Source organism: Litchfieldella rifensis, assembly GCF_042646605.1.
Taxonomy (GTDB): domain Bacteria; phylum Pseudomonadota; class Gammaproteobacteria; order Pseudomonadales; family Halomonadaceae; genus Litchfieldella; species Litchfieldella rifensis.
Genome location: NZ_JBHRUG010000017.1, coordinates 25,095 through 42,091, shown reverse-complemented (window position 1 = coordinate 42,091; position 16,997 = coordinate 25,095). Strand labels below are relative to the sequence as shown.

The following is a 16,997-nucleotide window of genomic DNA, read 5'->3' as shown; positions in this document are numbered from 1 at the left end:
GGCAAACGTGCTGCCGCATCACGTCCCGGTGGCGGCAGACGGCCCGGGCTTCGACATCACCTGCACCGCCTGACCCTCGGAATTATGCAGCCACACATCCAACTGGTTGAAGGCCATCTCCACGCCATGCTCGCGGAACAGTTCGTCAATTCTCAAGTTGATTTCATCGACGGCATAAAGCCGGTCGGCCAGGGCATCGACGAAGATGCGCAGCTCAAAGTTCAAGGTGCTCGCCCCATAGCTCATGAAGAACACCTGCGGTTCGGGATCGGCCAGCACCCGCGAGTTCTCGTCGGCAGCCTGGCGCAACAGCCGATGCACCAACGCCAGATTCGAGCCATAGGCCACGCCGATGTTGAGCACCACGCGCGTGACGTTGTCGGTCAGCGACCAGTTGATCAACTGGTCGGTGACGAAGGTCTTGTTGGGGATGATGATCTCCTTGCGGTCGAAATCGATCACCGTGGTGGCACGAATGCGGATACGGCTGACCGTGCCATGCAGGTTGCCCAGGGTGATCGTATCGCCGATACGCACCGGTCGCTCGAAGAGAATGATCAGCCCCGAGACGAAATTGGCGAAGATCTCCTGCAGGCCGAAGCCCAGGCCGACACCCAATGCCGCAACCAGCCATTGCAGCTTGCCCCACGAGACTCCCAGCGTCGCCAGCGCCACTACCACCCCGGTTCCCACGATGGTGTAGGACAATAGCGAGGAAATGGCATAGGCGCTCCCCTGCTTGAGGGTCAGGCGTGACAGCACCATGACTTCCAGCAGGCCCGGCAGGTTGCGCGCCATGATCAGCGTCAGGGCGATGATGACCATGGCGGTAAAGATATCGGCCACGCTCACCGCCGTGGAGAGCATGTCTTCGCCTTCACCGCGCGTCCCCTCCCAGACCGCCACCTGATCGAGATAGCCCAGCACCGCCAGCAAGTCGGCCCACACCAGGTACAGCACCACGCTGAAGCCGAGGAACAGGATCAGCTTGGACAGCCGTAGCGACTGCTGGTTGACCTGCTCCATGTCCAGGGGCGGCTCCTCGACCACTTCCAAGCCCCCTTCCGCCCCTTCCTGCACCTGGGCACGGCGGCGCGCCAGGGCACGACGATAGGCCAGGCGGCGCGCCGCCACCGCCAACCCCCGCACCACCGTGGCCTCGACCAGCACCCATAGCCCCAGCAGATACACCGTGACGATAAAGCGCTCCACCAGACTCAGGGCGGTATATTCATAGCCCAGCGCGATCAGCAGCAACAACATCAATGGCACCGTGGCCAGCGCGAGGCCGAGCAGCAGCCGGAACAGCTTGACACCGAAATAGGGCGTGTGGGCAAGGATCAGGCGCACCATCACCGTGCTCATCGCCACCAGCCCCACGGTCATCAGCAGCAGCGACAACGGGCGCTCAGCCAGGGTGGCACCCGCGTCCTGGGTCAGGCGACTGATCGACAGTACCGGAATCAGTGCCACTCCCAGCCACAGCAATAGCCAGCGCAGCCTCGCCACATAGCCGGCCGGCCAGGTGAAATGCTTGGTCGCCACACCATCGCGGACCAGCAGCCGCCGGCAGAAGGCGATGACCGCCCAGGCCAGCGCCAATTGCCACACCGCTTGCCCCAGCGGCTCGGCAACGCCGTCGCCGCCGAGCACCAGTGCCGTGCCCATGGCCGCCAGTGCCAGCGGGCCCGGTATCGCCAGCAACAGGTTGAGACCGATCGCCAGCGGGGTATGGCGCTGCGAATCGCGCTTGAGCCGCCCGACTTCCGAATGCAGCGTCTGCAACTGCGCCTGGATGCGCCGCCGACATCCCAGCAGGGCGATGGCAAACAGCAGCACCGGCACTCCCCAGCCGGCCGCCGATCGTGGCCACTGCCACAAGCTGGCCATCGACTCTCGCCACTCTCCCTCGATCAGGTGCAGTCGAAACGTGGTCGGCAATTGACGTAGCCAGGACATGTCCAGCGGCCGCCCATTGGCCACCCAGAACAACTGCTCGTCGATGATGGTGCGCAGCTCACGGCTTATCTCCAGCAACTGTTGCTGGTTGAGTTGCAGATCGATCGACGCCGTCAGCAAGTCGCCGTATTCCTGTTCGAGCTGGTCGACCAACTCGCGGCGCGAATGATAGAGACGTTGCAGCGAATCGATCAGTCCCGGCGTGACCTCGACGCCGGCCTCCTCCAGACGCTGGCTGGCGAGTCGCTCGGCATTGCGCAGGCTGTCGCGCTGGCGGCCGAGATCGAACTGCTTGAGGCGCAGGTCGGCAATCTCTTCCTGCAGGTCTCGCCGGGCATCGACCCGCGGCAGAGCCTGCTGCTGCTCACGCAGGATCCGCGACAGCAGCAGGCTGCCGCGAATGGCATCGATCTGCTCGGTGAGGCTGCGCTGCAACTGGCGCACCCGGTCGAGTTCGCTGCGCACTTCGATCCCCTGGCGTACCAACGCATTGGTACGATCAGTGGCCCGCAGCAGTTCCAGGCTCAAATCGCGGTTGATCTGCTGGGCACGCAGGACCACAGGATGCCCGGCGGCGATCAGCGGATCGTCACGGGCGGCGTCGGCGATGGCCTGCTCCGATTGCAGGCGACGCTGGCGGTCGACCACGCTTTGCAACAGCGACAGGCGAGTCTCTTCCTCTTGCAGTTGGCGGTTGAGCAAATCTCGGCGCTGCATGGCCAGTTCACGCAGACGGGTATTTCCGATCAGCTCACGCTGGTGATAACGCAACTCCAGTTCGGCCAATTGCTGCTTCGCGCGCAAGGCCATCATGGCCGGGTCGTCCAGGCGCTTGGATTGACGCTCGGCGTCTTCCAGTTCACGCCGGTGTTGCTCCAGGCGTTGCATGGTCTCGGCGATCGATTGCTGGGCCCGCTCGGGTAACGTCTGGGTGGCGATCAGGCTGGCATTGACCCCTGCCTGCTGATCCTGCAAGCGCTGCAGGGTCATCAACGACTCCTGCTGCCGCGCCTCCAACTCCTCGAGCGGCAAACCGTCCAGGTCTGCCGCCGACAAGGTCGACGGCTGCTCCTCCAGGCGCCACAACTCGCGTTCCAGACGCAGCAGCTCGTCGGGAGCCTGCTGCACCTGTTGCTCCAACTCGGCAAGGCGCTGCTCGAGGGCATCGCGCTCATCGAGGGCGGCCAGCGTCGCCCCCAAGGCTTCCAAGTCGCGCGTTTGTGTTTCGTCCAGCGGCGCTTCGGCGGCCTGCAGCGCCTGAAGCCTTGCCGCTACCTCGCTACGCTCCGGCAAGGGCACCTCTTGTGCCTGCCCCCCCAAGCTCACCGACCACAGCAGCCACGACCCCAGCAGCCACACCGCCCATCGCCGCCATGATCCCGCCCGCCCGTGGCTACCATATGTGCTCATCGTGTCGCTTCTGCCCCATCGCCTCGCCGCCGATCCGCGGCCATGGCGGCGATTGTCAATCCAGCGTGGCGGCTTGGCAATCACTGGAGAGGCTTTTGTCGCAATGATTGACTTAAGCTGGCGGCATGGTAGAAACGGCCTCTGATGATTTTTTCCCTACCAAGGTGGTGTTGCACATGACATCGGCTAAATTCGCCATCCTCTACGGGCTTGTGCTCCTGAGCTTGACACAAGCACCCGGCGTCATGGCAATCGACTCAACCGATCAGGACGATCTGACTCCGGCTGAACGAGAAGCCATTGAAGCGCGCATCGAAGCGTTGACCACCGAGCTGGAAGATCTGCGTGATCAACTGGCGCAGGCCGACGAGGAAGCCCCCAGCAACGCCGTTCTGGAAGAAGCCGAAGAGCGGCGCGAACTCGAGCGTGAATCGAGCCTCAATCCCTTTGCGATCACGGCCTATCGTCGCAATTACTTGATGCCCTGGAGCTACAACGCCAACCCCAATGGCGAGGATTTCCGCGAAATCTCGGGAGACGACGTGGCCGACAACGCCGAGGTCAAGTTCCAGTTCAGTGCCAAATTCAGCCTGGTCGAGGACATGTTCGGCGACAATGGCGACCTATTCTTCGCCTATACCCAGCGGAGCTGGTGGCAGGCCTACAACTCCGATAACTCGGCCCCCTTCCGCGAAACCAACTTCGAACCGGAAGTCTTCGTCAGCTTCGACAACGACCTGACGCTGTTCGGCTGGACCAATACCCAGAACCGGATCGCCTTCAATCATCAGTCCAACGGCAAGTCTGGCGAACTGTCGCGCAGTTGGAACCGGATCTATGCCGAAACCATCTTCCAGCGTGGCGACTGGGCGGTGAGCGTGGCGCCACACTGGCGGGTTCCGGAGTCGGAGGGTGATGACGACAATCCCGACATCGAGCGTTTCATGGGCTATGGCGACATCAGCATCGCCCGGCGCATCAACGACGACCACGAAGCCAGCCTGCTGGTACGAGGGAACCCCAGCGCCGGCAACATGGGCACCCAGCTCGACTATTCCTGGCCGATGTTCGGCAACGTGCGAGGCTATGTACAGTACTACTATGGCTACGGGGAAAGCCTGATCGACTACGATCACCGCAACAATCGCCTGAGCCTGGGCTTCAGCCTGAACCCCCTTTTCTCCGGCAGCCAAGCTCAACGCTGAGATGCCTGCTTGATAGTAAGGCGATGTGGACGCCTGCTATGCTGATGACGTCATTCATCGTCAGAGGAAGACCTAGATGGCAAACCGCAAACCGAGTACCGAAGCCAACACCGAGCAGCTCAAGGCCGATCTGCGACACCTCTCCCATACCGTCGAGGAGCTGGTAAAGGCGACTGCCGACGACTCGCGGAGCAACATCAAGGAAATGCGCGAGCGCGCCCAGCAGCGCCTGCATGATACCCGCGAGCGCCTCGAGGCGCGTGGCGAGAAGCTCTACGGAGAAGCCCGTGACAGCGTTCGCGAACAGGTCGATGCCTGTGATAAATACGTTCACGACAATCCCTGGACCAGCGTCGGTATCGGCGCCATCGTAGGCGTCGTGATCGGCATGCTGATCGGGCGTCGTTGATGAGTGATAGCCAGGGACCGGCGGAGCGCCTGTTCGGTGCCACCAAGCGACTGATCACCAGTTTGATCAGCACCGGCGAGACGCGACTGCGTCTCGCCGTGCTGGAACTGGAAGAGGAACGAGCCCGGCTGATCACGCTGCTGCTGCTGGCGGGGTTGGGCCTGATCCTGCTGTTGCTGGGACTGGCCATGATCACCTTGCTCGTGGTGGTGATCTTCTGGGACAGCAACCGTTTGATGGCCATTGGCATCGCTGCCGGCGTGCTGTTGGGTAGCGGGGCCGGCCTGGTGCTCTGGGTTCGTCGGCTGGCCAGCCGTCCCACGCTCTTGAAGAGCACCCTCAAGCACCTCGCGACCGACCGCGAGATATTGGAGAGGCGCGATGAATCGTGACCGCGCTCCCCGCCTGTCGGCGAGTCAGCAACGTGCCCAGCGCAAGGCCGCACTGGAAATACGCATCGAGCAACAGCGCATCGACATGCTGGTCGCGTCCAATCGCTGGCGCGAAGCCAGCAGCGGCATCGACAGCGCCTGGCACGGCCTGATGCGCTTCAAGGTTCCACTCGCGGCCATCGGCAGTATCGTGCTGCTAAGCAGCGTTCGCCATCCTCGTACGCTACTGCGCAGGGGAAGACGCCTCGCCACTGGCATCCTGCTGTTGCGTCGCGCCCAGCGATTGCTACTGGGACATCGCTGAAGAAGCTTTATCTGATAGACTTTGTCTGAAAAGTCGACGAGCGAAGGCCAGGCCAGGCAAAAATCAGAGAAAAGGCGGAGTTTACGGGTTGTAAATGAGCATTTTGATCTTGATTTTTAACACCGCATGGGCGAGCGCAGGCAGTTTTCAGACAAAGTCCAGGAGCTTTCATGTCAATCGCTATTGCCTTGCACCTACTGGCCTCGACGATCTGGGTCGGCGGCATGTTCTTCGCCTACGTGGCCCTGCGCCCGGTGACCGTCGATCTGCTCGAACCGCCCGTGCGCCTGACACTATGGGCCAGGGTCTTCGAGCGTTTTTTCCCTTGGGTATGGGCCGCCGTCATCCTGTTACTGGGTACCGGGCTGTGGATGACCTTCGCCGTATTCGGCGGCATGGCCACAGTCGGTCTGCATGTGCACCTGATGCTGGCGCTGGGGGTGGTGATGATGCTGATCTTCCTGCATATCTATTTCGCCCCCTACCGCAAGCTCTCCAAAGCGGTGGACACGGAGGACTGGCCGGCCGGCGCAACACAGCTTGGCCAGATTCGCCGGCTGATCGGCATCAACCTGATCCTCGGACTGCTGGTGGTGGTGATCGCCTCCGGCGGGCGCTATCTCATGTAATCGTGGTTGGCTGCACACCTTCCCCATTCACGTGCTTTCTGCCGGCCTGATCTGTGGCTCGCAACGCACAGGGAAGTTGACGGAGTTGGCGATGAAACACAGATCATGAGCATAATCGTGTAGCGTCTTGGCCAACGCGATATCGTCACCGGCACGAATAGTGATACTTGGCTTGAGGACAACGCTGGTGAAGTGTCCGCTGCCGTCATGCATCAGCTCCATTGTGCCGGATGCCTCATCCACATACTCCGTGACCACGATCCTGGCGTCAGCACACAGGTGAAGGTACCACAGCATATGACAGGTGGAGAGGGAGACAACCAGGAGCTCCTCGGGGTTGTAACGCCCGGGATCGCCCTGGAAGGCGGGATCCGCAGACCCCAGCAGCACAGGCTTTCCAGCGATGGTAATCTCATGGTTCCTGGAATAGTCATGGTAGCCGCTCGTGCCGGTACCAACGTTTCCTGTCCACTCGACGCGAATCTCGTAAGCGTGTTCGTTTTCTCCTTTCATCGCTCCGGTGCTCCTGTCACGTTCGTTTTCGTTTGCCAATGCAAAATCGACCACCAACGTCGCCAGCGGTCGCGTTACTGCCTGTGCGTCCAGAGCTCGTACAGTGCTACCGGCTCATGCTCGCCCTTGTCATCCACATGGTAGTGCTCAAATCGATGAAGATCGCCCTGGCCCCTGCCAATCCGTGACATCACAATGCTTGGCCGCAGGCAACGCCCGAGGCCCAGGCCCACTGGAAATTGTAGCCGCCGAGTTCGCCGGTCACGTCGAGCACCTCACCGATGAAGCGCAGTGGCGGCAGGCCGTGCACTTCGAAGGTCTTCGACGAGATCGCACGGGTATCGACGCCGCCCATGGTGACCTCGGCGGTGCGCCAACCCTCGGTGCCGGCCGGCTTGATCCGCCACTGGTTCAAGCGTGCTTGCCATTCGCCGAGCCGGGCATTGGAAAGCTCGGCCAGCAGCGGGTCCTCGCCATACCATTCGCCCAGCGACTGGGCCAGGCGCTTGGGCAGGCGCTCACTCAGCCAGGTGGAAAGCTTGCGCTTGGGGGTTTCGCGGCGCGCGGCCGCCAGCGCATCGAACGCTTCACCGTCGGGAAGCAAGTCGATCTCGAGTTCGTCACCGGGCTGCCAGTAACTGGAAATCTGCAACATCCCCGGGCCGGACAACCCACGGTGGGTGAACAGCATCGGCTCGCGATAGCGCCCGTCACGGCAACTGACGGCGATATCGCAAGCGACCCCGGCCAGGTCAGCGACACGTGCCTTCCAGCTAGAGGTCAGGGTAAAGGGCGCCAGGGCGGCGCGAGTCTCGGTGACCTCGAGCCCGAACTGGCGGGCGATGTCGTAGCCGAAACCGGTGGCGCCCATGGTCGGGATCGACAGCCCTCCCGTGGCGATGACCACGGCTCCCGCCTCGATACGGCCTCGCGAGGTATGCAAGCACATCCCCTCGCCATAACGCTCGAGCGACTCGACCGATGTCTTCAGACGGATCTCGACGCCTGCCCAGTCGCACTCGGTGAGCAGCATGGCGACGATATCCTTGGCCGATTCGGCACAAAACAACTGCCCCGGGGTCTTCTCGACGAACTCGATCGCATGGCGCTCGACCAGCTCGACGAAATGCTCCGGGCGGTAACGCTTCAGCGCCGAGATGCAGAAAGCGGGATTGGCTGAGAAGAAATTGGCGGGAGTGGTGCTGAGATTGGTGAAGTTACAGCGCCCGCCGCCGGACATCAGGATCTTCTTGCCGGCCTTGTTGGCGTGATCCAGCACCAGCACTCGCCGGCCGGCATAGCCGGCCGTGAGCGCGCACATCAGCCCGGCGGCACCGGCGCCGATCACGACCACATCGGGTTGGGGTGTCATGCAGCGTCACCATCGGAATCGTCGCGAAGGGCGGCAATTCTACCAGAGTGGCGGGCATCCACCAGCCGCGCGCATGACAAGAATTCATTCGATACCGCATTGGCAAATGTAGAATTGCCTACTACTATCGAAGTAACGCTTTGTAAAAAAATGGCAGAAAGGGAGGAGATCACGCACATGCTTTTGCATGTTCCAAGTGATCAATCCTGCTTGATATTTCCATCCTAGTGACAAATACTACACAATCAGAAACACAGTGACAACTAAAATAACAAATTCAGGACGTACATGACCAAGCATCCATTGGCTCTACAACACTTAACGCTAATAAAAGAGCAACAAAAATAATAAGTTGCATAAAAACATGAGGGAACCGCGGGGGATCATCTGCATGAAGATTCATGACTATGTGCTTGTTGTGGTTAGAAACCTTCGGGAAACCTGTGATGACGATTACGTGAATGTCCTGCGACAACAGGGTTATCACGTCGAGGTGATCCCGGCCGGGCAGGATCCCATCCCGGTCATGGAAGCCCGCCCCCCCATCGCGGCGTGCTTCCAGTTCGACTATCCCGATCTGCAGGGGCTGGCGGACCTGCGAGAGGCCAAGAAACGCACCTCCTCGATCCCGTTGCTGATGATCACCCAGGCCCATTCCGAGCACCTGGCCGTTTGGGCCTTCCGCGCTCGGGTCTGGGACTACTTCGTCCACCCCATCGACATGCCGCGTTTCCTGGCGGTCTTCGAGACCCTGCGCAGCGTACGCTTGCCAGGCCAGGCGGCCGCGTCCGGCAAGAATGCGCTCGATCTCCAGAACACGATTCCTCCCGAGGCCCGCCTGCGCTGTCCGGCTCCCGGTGGCCAGCAGTCACAGCTCGACCGTGCCCTGGCCTATCTCGATCAGAACCTGCACCGCAAGATCGCGCAGTCGGAAGTCGCCGAGAGCTGTGGGCTGAGCACCTTTCAGTTCAGTCGCCTGTTCAAGCGCCTGACCGGCGACACCTTCCAGGAATACCTGCTACATCGGCGCATTGCCGAGGCCATGCGCCTGCTCGCCAATCCCAAGGTGTCGATCACCGATGTCTGCTTTACCGTGGGCTTTCGCGATCTGTCCTATTTCACCCGCACCTTCCAGCGCTATGTCGGGCAGCCCCCTTCCCGCTACCGGCTGAGCATGGCCGAATCGGCAGCGCAATCATCAAGCAAACCCGCGATACCCACCCCGGCCCCCGGCATGAGCCCCGAGGCCCGCATCGACAAGGCAGAAACGAGCTTAAGCCCTTCCAGTTGATTAAGGTGCTCAGGCTCTTGCCATCATCTCGTGTTGGCTGATTTCGTGAATGTTGGGCCATCGTAGGCAGGCCCCGTCATCTGACGGGGCCTGCCTTCTTCCCGATCCCATCGCCGATCGTTAATCCACCAGCACCGGGATCTCGGCCAGAATCCCGAAATTCTCGCCACCGGTATTCCCCTTGGGCTCATGGTAGGAACAACTGGGCAGGAAATAGATGCTCTTCTGCCGCCAGCCATCATTGTCGAAATAGGCCGGACTGCCATCGCCTCCGTTGATATTGAACTCGTCGACGAAATTGTCCCAGCGCGTTACCCCACTGGGGTCGCTATCGCTCCAGGTACCCGGCGATACGCCGTCACTATCGTCGGGAGGAAGATCCATCTGCCAGGGGGCGTCATCGTCGATCTTGTTGGCCTGATCGACGATCCATACGATATTGAGATTCACCGCCCCAACCAGCGGATTGCTGGGCGCGATACCGCTCTCGCAGTCGACTACCGGCAGCGTCAGACTCCAGGGCTCCTGCTTGTTGGTCTTCTCTACCCAGCAGTCATAGAGTGCCTTGAAAGCGGCCTGGACCTGGCCATTATTGGTGGAAATATCTTCGCCGTAGCGCATCTCGTTGGGGTTGCCATCGCCGCAGATCAACTCCTTGAGCTCGTTGGCATTGGAAGCCCCGCTATCGTCGTGTTCGAAGTTGGTCCAGCCACCGGTCTGGTCGCCTTCGGGGATAAAGCGTCCCACATCACACGAGTAGCTATCGCCATCCGTAATGGCCTGCTTGCACATGGCAATCGGCTGGTCGACATCTTCCGGTCGCAGCGCGCCGGCATAGCCGAGATAGGCCACCCCCCGCGCCTGGACTTCGTAGCCATCGAAGCCGAAGATACGTCCGAAGAAGGCTTCCACCTGTGTCTGCTGTCGAGCGGTAACCACCTCCACGGCATTGATGAAGCTTAGATCGGCATCCAGCTCTGCGGTGGTCCGGTCGAGATCCACCGGATCGACGTCGATATGATTGGGAGTGAAGGTGCGGTCGGCGAAACTCCAGTGTCCACGACGCGCGCTGATCACTTCCACCGAGGAGTTCTGGCTCTGATTGTCCATAGCTGCTTCAATCGCCCAGGCTTCAGCACTTTTGTACACAGGGGGAGAGGCAGTTGGATCGTAAGCCTCGCTTCCGTCATTGACCCGACTCCCATTCTTCACATAGAGAAAGCGAGCGCCGGCCAGGGCACCGGCATCGGCAGCGTTATGTAGCTCGTTGCGCGCCACGTAGAGATTGCCGCCATCCACCGCCAGGGCAGTGAAGGCCAGCAGCATGAAAAGAGCTACCGCCAGCAGCACCATGGAGACACCGCTCTGGCGTCGAGGCGAGCCGAACCGGCCTCGTGAGGTGGTTGCGAGTCGTGTGCTCATGATCATTCCGCCCTCATTACAGTAGTGGAAGACAGCAGCACCTCGCCCTTCTCACCACCAAGATTAGCAATGAACCCTGGTAGCACTAGGTACTGATAGTCGTAGGTGATCGTAACAATCAATCTATGACCGGGCTCGAGAATGTCACCGATGCTATCGGGCCGCTCGATAGTGATCGTCAAAATGGACGGTTCATGGCCAGGCAACGTCTCTCCTAGCGAGATCAGATACTGCTCGGCATAGCTGCGAATTACTTGCTCGATAGCAGCATTCTCGGCTGCTGGATCCCGATCAGCGGGCCGGAACAAAATTCCAGTCCGTGCCCCTTCACGACTAGCATTGGTCAGGGTCGCCTTGTCGAACAGGGCGACGCTGAATTCGATGATGCCGAACAGCAGGAGGAACAGCACGACTGCCGAGATGGCGAACTCCACCAGTTCCGACCCTTTCTGCTTATATAGCGAGCGCCCCATGTTCATTATGTCCCTCTCCCCATCCCTTGACTTAGTTGGCTAACCCGCCATGACGGCGCATCATATTGTCCAGGTTGCGGGCATTCTCGCTGGCCGTGACGTAATAGGCCGGCGACAGGCGCATGGCTTCCTGGAAGAAGTTCATCGCCTGCTCATAGCGCCCTTCGAGCATCGAGATGTAACCGATATCGTTGTAGGCTTCCGCACGGTTACCATTGCGCCCCACCACTTCGATGGCGAAGTCGTAATCGCCTTCGCGGGCATACACCAGTCCCAGGTTGCGCCACGCCAGTTCGTAGCGCGGGTTGGCACTTACCGCTTGGCGCAACGCCTGGCGGGCACCCGGCAAGTCACCGGCCAGATACCGCGAGTACCCCAGGTTATTGAGCACACGCGGCGTACCGGGGCTGATCTCCAATGCCTGGCGGAAATGTTCCGCGGCCTGTTCGTGGTTGCCCTGCATGTCGGCGATCACGCCCAGCGCATTGTGGGCCTGCCAAGGTGCGTTGGCGCGCGCCACGATGGGGCGCAACTGCTGCTCGGCCTGGTCGTGCTGACGCTGTTGCAATAGCACGATGCCAAGCCCGGTCCCGGCGCCGCTATGTTGCGGCTCGAGCTCCAGCGCCCAGCGATAGGCCAGGCTGGCAAGCCGATGGTTGCCGCGCCCATGATGGATGGTGCCGATCCGGTAGAGCGGCTCCGGCTGGGGGCGCTTTTCCAGTTTCAGGCCACGCAGGTACTCGAACAGCGCCCGATCCTCGTCGCCGTCGTTGATCGCGGCCTCGCCGTTGCGATATGCCTCGGCCGGCGATGCGACGGGGAAGGCGGTGCTGTAGGCGGCCGTCGAGCCGCCGTCGTAGAGGGCGCCGTAGGCATCCGAGTCGCCTTGGCGTGAGTTGTTGGTGGCACAACCGCTCAGGGCCACGCCGAACAGCACGGCGCTAAGCAGTAAGGTGGTGCGGTGCTGGTAGGACATGACGGATTCTCCCTGGTACCTTGTTTTGGTAATTGGTTTTGATTCTTGGTTTGCGTTGTTCTCAATTGCCGGTGCCGGCCAACGCCCTCATCGCACCCAGCAGCGGTGGCCCAATGGCGACTAGCATGAAACTTGGCAGCACGCAGAAAATCAGCGGGAACAGCATCTTGGTACTGACCTTGGCGGCCAGCTCCTCGGCCTCCTGGGTGCGCTTGTCGCGCAGCTCCACCGCGTACAGGCGCAGGGTGGTGGCGATGCTGGTGCCGAAGCGCATGCTCTGCAGCAGGGTGGTCACCAGGCCGCGGATATCCTCGACCCCGGTGCGCTCTTCCAGGTCGCGCAGCGCGGCCTTGCTGTCCATGCCGGCGCGGGTCTGCATGCTGAACATGTTCAACTCGTCGGCCAGCTCCGGGTGACTGACCTCGAGATCCCTGGCCACGCGCTGAATGGCGGCACCCAGGCCCAAGCCTGCCTCGGTGCACACCACCAGCAGGTCGAGCGCATCCGGCAGGCCGCGGCGCAGCAGACGCGTGCGTTGCTTCAGGGCTCGCTCCAGCCACAAGGTCGGCAGCAGGTAACCGGCGATCGCCGTGGCCACCAGCAGGATGATGCTGGTGGCAATCGGCACCCGCACAAAGGGAATCACCAACACCAGCAGCAGCAAGGGCGGTAGCACCGTCAATGCCAAGCGGGCGCCGTAGAAGACATTCAAGGCGCCGGGCGAGCGCTTGCCAGCCCGCCGCAGGCGTTGCGCGATGCGATTTCTGACGTCCTCCTGAGTGGGGATCAGACGCTCACCCATCGGTCCCAGCCACTGGCTAAGCCCCGATTCTGAGGCCTTCGCCATGCCACCAGCGTTGGAAGCAGTGGCAGCTTCGGCCTCCAGGCCTCGCAGCCGTCGGCGCAAGGGGTCGGACAGGCCCATCACCAGCAACAACAGGGCGATCATCAGGGCGAAGATGGTCAACCCCAGCAGCATCGCGAAGCCGAGCTGGACCATTTGCGGATCGGCAATCCACTCTTCCAACTGCATCAGCAGCGGGGTCAGTGCGTCCATTTTAGGGCCTCCTCATACATCGATATGCACGATCTTGCGCATCCAGAAGATGCCGATGATCATCATCACGAACGCCGCCATGACCATTTGTCGCCCGGCGGGGTCGCCGATGAGCATGGGAATGAACTTGGGATTGACCAGCGACAGCACTCCGGCGAGCGTGAACGGCAGCAGCGACAGGATCCAGGCGGCCATCTTGCCCTGAGCCGAGAGGGTGCGCAGCTTGCGATGGAAGCGGAAGCGGTCGCGGATCACCGCGGCCAGGCCATCCAGCAGCTCGGCAAGGTTGCCACCGGTCTCCTTCTGGATCAGCACCGAGGTCACGAACACCATCACCGTGACGCTCTCCACGCGGTCGAGCAGGCCGTTCATGGCGGTGCGCACATCGCCGCCATAGTTGATCTCCATAAAGGTGGTACGAAACTCACCGGCAATCGGCTCGGCCATCTCCTCGGCCACCAGCTTCATGGCATCGCTGAACGGGTGCCCGGCACGCAGCGCCCGCGACATGACGATCAGTGCCTCGGGCAGTTGCTCCTCGAACTTGGCCAGGCGCTGGCTACGCGCCCGCAGCAGACGCATGAAGGGGAAGGCGCCGACACCGAGGCCGAGCAGCACCCCGAGCAGGGGATGCGGCAGCAGGTAGAACCCCGCCACCCCGGACATGCCCCCCAGGCACACCGCATACAGCACGATGCGATAGGCCGGCGTCTCCTTGCCGGCCTGCTCGACTAGTCGCTCGAGCCCTTTCATGCCGGGCAACGATTCCAGCGCCCGCTCCAGCGGACCGAGGTCGCGCAGGTACTTCTGCCGAACCAGCGACACCTGCCCCTGGCCCTGTTCGCTGGAGATGGTACGCAGGCGCTTCTTGAGGCGCTTGCGCGCCTGGCGATTCTCGCCGAAGGCCGGCACGATAAAGCTCTGGATCAGCAGGAAGGCGGCGATGAAGACCATGCCGATAAAGATCGCCTGGTCGGAAAGCTCGATGTTCAGGCTGCTCAGCTCCATGGCCGCTGGCCTCCACCGATCTGGAACACCTCGAGCCCCGGGGCCATGCCGCGCCGCTTGAGATGGTCGTAGAAGCCGGGCACCACGCCGGTGGCCGAGTAGTGGCCGATAACGGTGCCCTCCTCATCGATGCCGCTGCGTTCGAAGCGGAAGATCTCCGACATGGTGATGATGTCGCCTTCCTGGCCATTGATCTCCTGCACGCTGACCAGCCGTCGCCTGCCGTCTTCCAGGCGCTCGACCTGCAATACCACGTTGATGGCCGAGGCGATCTGGGCTCGCAGCGCCTTGGCCGGCAGCTGGAAACCGCTCATCGCCACCATGCTCTCGATACGCGTCAGCGCATCGCGCGGCGTGTTGGCGTGGATGGTGGTCAGCGAACCGTCGTGGCCGGTGTTCATGGCCTGCAGCATGTCGAAGGCCTCGCTGCCGCGCACCTCACCGATGATGATGCGGTCCGGACGCATGCGCAGGCTGTTGCGCACCAGGTCGCGCTGGCTCACCTCGCCGCGGCCCTCGATGTTCGGCGGCCGGGTCTCGAGGCGCACCACGTGCGGCTGCTGCAGCTGCAGTTCCGCCGAGTCCTCGATGGTGACGATGCGTTCGCGATGGGGAATGAATCCCGAGAGGATATTGAGCATGGTGGTCTTGCCGGCGCCGGTACCGCCCGATACCAGCACGTTGAGCCGCGACTTGACCACCGCCTCCAGCAACTGGGCGATTTCCGGGTTCAGGGTGCCGATCTCGATCAGGTTGTCGACCGTCAAACGCTCCACGGCGAAGCGCCGGATCGACAGCATCGGCCCGTCGATCGCCAGTGGCGGCACTATCGCATTGACCCGCGAGCCGTCCTTGAGGCGCGCATCGACCATCGGCGAGGACTCGTCGATGCGCCGCCCCACCCCGGAGACGATGCGGTCGATGATGGTCATCAGGTGGCGGTCGCTGTCGAAGCGCAGCGTGGTCTGCTCCAGCTTGCCACTGCGTTCGACGAAGATCGGTGCGGTGCCGTTGACCAGGATGTCCGACACCGACTTGTCGGCCAGCAGCGCTTCCAGCGGCCCCAGGCCGAGTACCTCGTCCTGCAGTTCGGCGACGATGCGCTGGCGCACGCTGGCGTTGAACGGCAGGGACTCCTCCCTCATCATCGATTCGCAGACCTGCTGGATCTGCAGCCGCGCCTCGCGCTCATCGAGAGTGCCCAGCAGCGACAGGTCCAGCACCTTGACCAGCTTGCGGAACAGCGCCTGCTTGCACTCCTGCTCGGCACTGGAGAGCCCTTCCCCGCCATTGCGCGCGTTCTTCAAGCCCCACGACGAGCGAGGCATCTCCGCAGCGCCGTCATTGCCCATGCGTTCGCGTAAGTTCATCGGTGCTTCTCCTTAGTTCCGCCGGGCCCAGCCCAGCAGCGGCCATTTGCTACGGTTGGACGGTCGTGGCTGGGCGTCGTCGTTATCCAGTGAGCTGGCCAGCGCTTCGAGCTTGCGGGTCACCGGTGCCTTACGCGCCAGGTCGCGCAGCGGGCTACCCACATTGATGCTTTGCGTGACCCGGCGAAAATCGTTGGGCAACGTGAGTATCGGGACGCCCGGCAGGGCATCGCGGATATCCGACAACCCCACCGCGTTGCGCTTGTCATAGCGGTTGACGACGACGGTCAGATGCGCGGCCGTCAGCCTCAGCTCATAACGCAGGATGTCACGCAGGCGCCGCGCATCGCGCAGGTGCGCCACGCTCTGCTCCATGACCATCAGCACCCGGTCGGCGCGCTCCAGCACCGTGGCCGTGGGGCCGCTGATCCAGCGCGGCAGGTCGACGACGACATCGTCATAGGCCTGGCCCAGCACCTGGATCAGCAGGTCGATGCGCGATTCCGGCACCTCGCCGATGGTCACCATGTCCTCGGGGGCCGACGCCAGCAGGTCGAGGCCGCTGTCGTGCGTCTGCACATAGCCTTCCAGGGCCACCACATCCAGGCTGTCGGCGGCCTCCAGGGCACGCACCAGGCCATTCTGCGGCGTCAGGTTGAGATACAGCGGCAACGACCCGAACTGCACGTCGAGGTCCATCAGCATGGTGCGTCGGTCGCGGCTGGCCAGGATATGCGCCAGATTGGCGGCCACCACACTGGCCCCCGAGCCACCCTTGGCATTGATCACCGCCGTGAGGCGAGCAACCGGGCGCTGGGGATCGACGACCCGATCGCGGGCCAGTTGGCGAATGAACTGGGTGATCTCGCCATCGTCGATGGGCGGCGAGAAGAAGTCCCGGGCCCCGGCGCGCATGGCGATGCGAATCAGGTCGACATTGCCCTTGGGTCCGACCACCAGCAGCGGCGGACGCTCGCTGGCCGAGCGTTCGCAGAGCGCCGTCAGTTCGGCCTCCCAGTGATCGCTGACCAGCAATACCAGGGCGTCGGGCAGCGGGCACACATCGTGCAGGGGGTCGGCATGGCCGTTGACGATCACCTTGGTGGTGACGTCGATATCCCCCTGGCTGCGCAACAGCGTCTCCAGGAAACCCAGCTCGTCGCGGGCGCGTCCCGCCAATAGAATGTTCAATCGATAACGCATGCCG

Annotated in this window: 16 protein-coding genes; 6 read left to right on the top strand and 10 right to left on the bottom strand. The window is 62.3% G+C overall.

Annotated features, from left to right (window positions below):
• Positions 1 to 18 precede the first annotated feature (18 nt).
• A complete protein-coding gene (gene mscK, locus ACFOEV_RS07290; RefSeq protein ID WP_386772478.1) occupies positions 19 to 3,369 on the bottom strand; it encodes a mechanosensitive channel MscK in 3,351 nt (1,116 codons plus the stop codon).
• Positions 3,370 to 3,614: 245 nt separating this feature from the next.
• Between mscK and ACFOEV_RS07285 the strand changes: the two genes are divergently transcribed.
• The 5 genes from ACFOEV_RS07285 to ACFOEV_RS07265 all read left to right on the top strand — a co-directional run bounded on the left by ACFOEV_RS07285 (position 3,615) and on the right by ACFOEV_RS07265 (position 6,308).
• On the top strand, positions 3,615 to 4,574 hold the full coding sequence (locus tag ACFOEV_RS07285) for a phospholipase A (RefSeq protein ID WP_386772477.1): 960 nt from the start codon (positions 3,615 to 3,617) through the stop codon (positions 4,572 to 4,574).
• A gap of 76 nt (positions 4,575 to 4,650) precedes the next feature.
• Positions 4,651 to 4,983 carry a DUF883 family protein gene (locus ACFOEV_RS07280; protein ID WP_386772476.1) on the top strand — a complete coding sequence of 111 codons (333 nt, stop codon included), beginning with the start codon at positions 4,651 to 4,653 and terminating at the stop codon, positions 4,981 to 4,983.
• A complete protein-coding gene (locus ACFOEV_RS07275) occupies positions 4,983 to 5,375 on the top strand; it encodes a phage holin family protein (protein WP_386772475.1) in 393 nt (130 codons plus the stop codon). Before ACFOEV_RS07280 ends, ACFOEV_RS07275 begins: the two co-directional genes overlap by 1 nt.
• The gene (locus ACFOEV_RS07270; RefSeq protein WP_386772474.1) at positions 5,365 to 5,679 is read left to right on the top strand and encodes a YqjK family protein; all 315 of its coding nucleotides are present in this window, start codon (positions 5,365 to 5,367) and stop codon (positions 5,677 to 5,679) included. Before ACFOEV_RS07275 ends, ACFOEV_RS07270 begins: the two co-directional genes overlap by 11 nt.
• Before the next feature lie 170 nt (positions 5,680 to 5,849).
• Positions 5,850 to 6,308: a CopD family protein gene (locus ACFOEV_RS07265; protein WP_386772473.1), complete on the top strand. Its 459-nt coding sequence runs from the start codon at positions 5,850 to 5,852 to the stop codon at positions 6,306 to 6,308.
• A 27-nt stretch (positions 6,309 to 6,335) separates the two neighbouring features.
• Here ACFOEV_RS07265 and ACFOEV_RS07260 read toward each other — a convergent pair whose 3' ends face one another.
• Both ACFOEV_RS07260 and ACFOEV_RS07255 read right to left on the bottom strand, forming a co-directional pair.
• Entirely contained in the window at positions 6,336 to 6,821 is a 486-nt protein-coding gene (locus ACFOEV_RS07260; RefSeq protein WP_386772472.1) for an OsmC family protein, read from the bottom strand.
• Positions 6,822 to 7,011: 190 nt separating this feature from the next.
• Positions 7,012 to 8,193, bottom strand: a complete 1,182-nt coding sequence (locus tag ACFOEV_RS07255; protein WP_386772471.1) for a BaiN/RdsA family NAD(P)/FAD-dependent oxidoreductase — start codon at positions 8,191 to 8,193, stop codon at positions 7,012 to 7,014.
• A gap of 391 nt (positions 8,194 to 8,584) precedes the next feature.
• Here ACFOEV_RS07255 and ACFOEV_RS07250 point away from each other — a divergent pair, with 391 nt between their 5' ends.
• Complete coding sequence (locus ACFOEV_RS07250; RefSeq protein WP_386772470.1) at positions 8,585 to 9,484, top strand: helix-turn-helix transcriptional regulator; 900 nt, start codon at positions 8,585 to 8,587, stop codon at positions 9,482 to 9,484.
• 120 nt (positions 9,485 to 9,604) lie between these two features.
• On the opposite strand, the gene ACFOEV_RS07245 is transcribed toward ACFOEV_RS07250, so the two are convergent.
• The 7 genes from ACFOEV_RS07245 to ACFOEV_RS07215 all read right to left on the bottom strand — a co-directional run bounded on the left by ACFOEV_RS07245 (position 9,605) and on the right by ACFOEV_RS07215 (position 16,993).
• Complete coding sequence (locus tag ACFOEV_RS07245; RefSeq protein ID WP_386772469.1) at positions 9,605 to 10,906, bottom strand: pilus assembly protein TadG-related protein; 1,302 nt, start codon at positions 10,904 to 10,906, stop codon at positions 9,605 to 9,607.
• Between the two features lie 2 nt (positions 10,907 to 10,908).
• The gene (locus ACFOEV_RS07240; protein ID WP_386772468.1) at positions 10,909 to 11,385 is read right to left on the bottom strand and encodes a TadE/TadG family type IV pilus assembly protein; all 477 of its coding nucleotides are present in this window, start codon (positions 11,383 to 11,385) and stop codon (positions 10,909 to 10,911) included.
• Positions 11,386 to 11,410: 25 nt separating this feature from the next.
• Positions 11,411 to 12,355, bottom strand: a complete 945-nt coding sequence (locus tag ACFOEV_RS07235) for a tetratricopeptide repeat protein (protein WP_386772467.1) — start codon at positions 12,353 to 12,355, stop codon at positions 11,411 to 11,413.
• Between the two features lie 61 nt (positions 12,356 to 12,416).
• A complete protein-coding gene (locus tag ACFOEV_RS07230; protein ID WP_386772466.1) occupies positions 12,417 to 13,412 on the bottom strand; it encodes a type II secretion system F family protein in 996 nt (331 codons plus the stop codon).
• Positions 13,413 to 13,424: 12 nt separating this feature from the next.
• Positions 13,425 to 14,420, bottom strand: coding sequence for a type II secretion system F family protein (locus ACFOEV_RS07225; protein WP_386772465.1), 996 nt, complete (start codon positions 14,418 to 14,420; stop codon positions 13,425 to 13,427).
• Positions 14,411 to 15,790, bottom strand: coding sequence for a CpaF family protein (locus ACFOEV_RS07220; protein ID WP_386772464.1), 1,380 nt, complete (start codon positions 15,788 to 15,790; stop codon positions 14,411 to 14,413). Before ACFOEV_RS07220 ends, ACFOEV_RS07225 begins: the two co-directional genes overlap by 10 nt.
• A gap of 12 nt (positions 15,791 to 15,802) precedes the next feature.
• On the bottom strand, positions 15,803 to 16,993 hold the full coding sequence (locus ACFOEV_RS07215) for an AAA family ATPase (protein ID WP_386772463.1): 1,191 nt from the start codon (positions 16,991 to 16,993) through the stop codon (positions 15,803 to 15,805).
• Between the last annotated feature and the right edge of the window lie 4 nt (positions 16,994 to 16,997).

Excerpts from the sequence above, each read along its gene's own strand:
- ACFOEV_RS07215 (WP_386772463.1), bottom strand. The coding sequence starts at position 16,993 with ATGCGTTATCGATTGAACATTCTATTGGCGGGACGCGCCCGCGACGAG.
- mscK (WP_386772478.1), bottom strand. The coding sequence starts at position 3,369 with ATGAGCACATATGGTAGCCACGGGCGGGCGGGATCATGGCGGCGATGG.
- ACFOEV_RS07285 (WP_386772477.1), top strand. The coding sequence starts at position 3,615 with ATGGCAATCGACTCAACCGATCAGGACGATCTGACTCCGGCTGAACGA.
- ACFOEV_RS07280 (WP_386772476.1), top strand. The coding sequence starts at position 4,651 with ATGGCAAACCGCAAACCGAGTACCGAAGCCAACACCGAGCAGCTCAAG.
- ACFOEV_RS07220 (WP_386772464.1), bottom strand. The coding sequence starts at position 15,790 with ATGAACTTACGCGAACGCATGGGCAATGACGGCGCTGCGGAGATGCCT.
- ACFOEV_RS07225 (WP_386772465.1), bottom strand. The coding sequence starts at position 14,420 with ATGGAGCTGAGCAGCCTGAACATCGAGCTTTCCGACCAGGCGATCTTT.
- ACFOEV_RS07230 (WP_386772466.1), bottom strand. The coding sequence starts at position 13,412 with ATGGACGCACTGACCCCGCTGCTGATGCAGTTGGAAGAGTGGATTGCC.
- ACFOEV_RS07235 (WP_386772467.1), bottom strand. The coding sequence starts at position 12,355 with ATGTCCTACCAGCACCGCACCACCTTACTGCTTAGCGCCGTGCTGTTC.
- ACFOEV_RS07275 (WP_386772475.1), top strand. The coding sequence starts at position 4,983 with ATGAGTGATAGCCAGGGACCGGCGGAGCGCCTGTTCGGTGCCACCAAG.
- ACFOEV_RS07265 (WP_386772473.1), top strand. The coding sequence starts at position 5,850 with ATGTCAATCGCTATTGCCTTGCACCTACTGGCCTCGACGATCTGGGTC.
- ACFOEV_RS07245 (WP_386772469.1), bottom strand. The coding sequence starts at position 10,906 with ATGAGCACACGACTCGCAACCACCTCACGAGGCCGGTTCGGCTCGCCT.
- ACFOEV_RS07255 (WP_386772471.1), bottom strand. The coding sequence starts at position 8,193 with ATGACACCCCAACCCGATGTGGTCGTGATCGGCGCCGGTGCCGCCGGG.
- ACFOEV_RS07240 (WP_386772468.1), bottom strand. The coding sequence starts at position 11,385 with ATGAACATGGGGCGCTCGCTATATAAGCAGAAAGGGTCGGAACTGGTG.
- ACFOEV_RS07250 (WP_386772470.1), top strand. The coding sequence starts at position 8,585 with ATGAAGATTCATGACTATGTGCTTGTTGTGGTTAGAAACCTTCGGGAA.
- ACFOEV_RS07270 (WP_386772474.1), top strand. The coding sequence starts at position 5,365 with ATGAATCGTGACCGCGCTCCCCGCCTGTCGGCGAGTCAGCAACGTGCC.
- ACFOEV_RS07260 (WP_386772472.1), bottom strand. The coding sequence starts at position 6,821 with ATGAAAGGAGAAAACGAACACGCTTACGAGATTCGCGTCGAGTGGACA.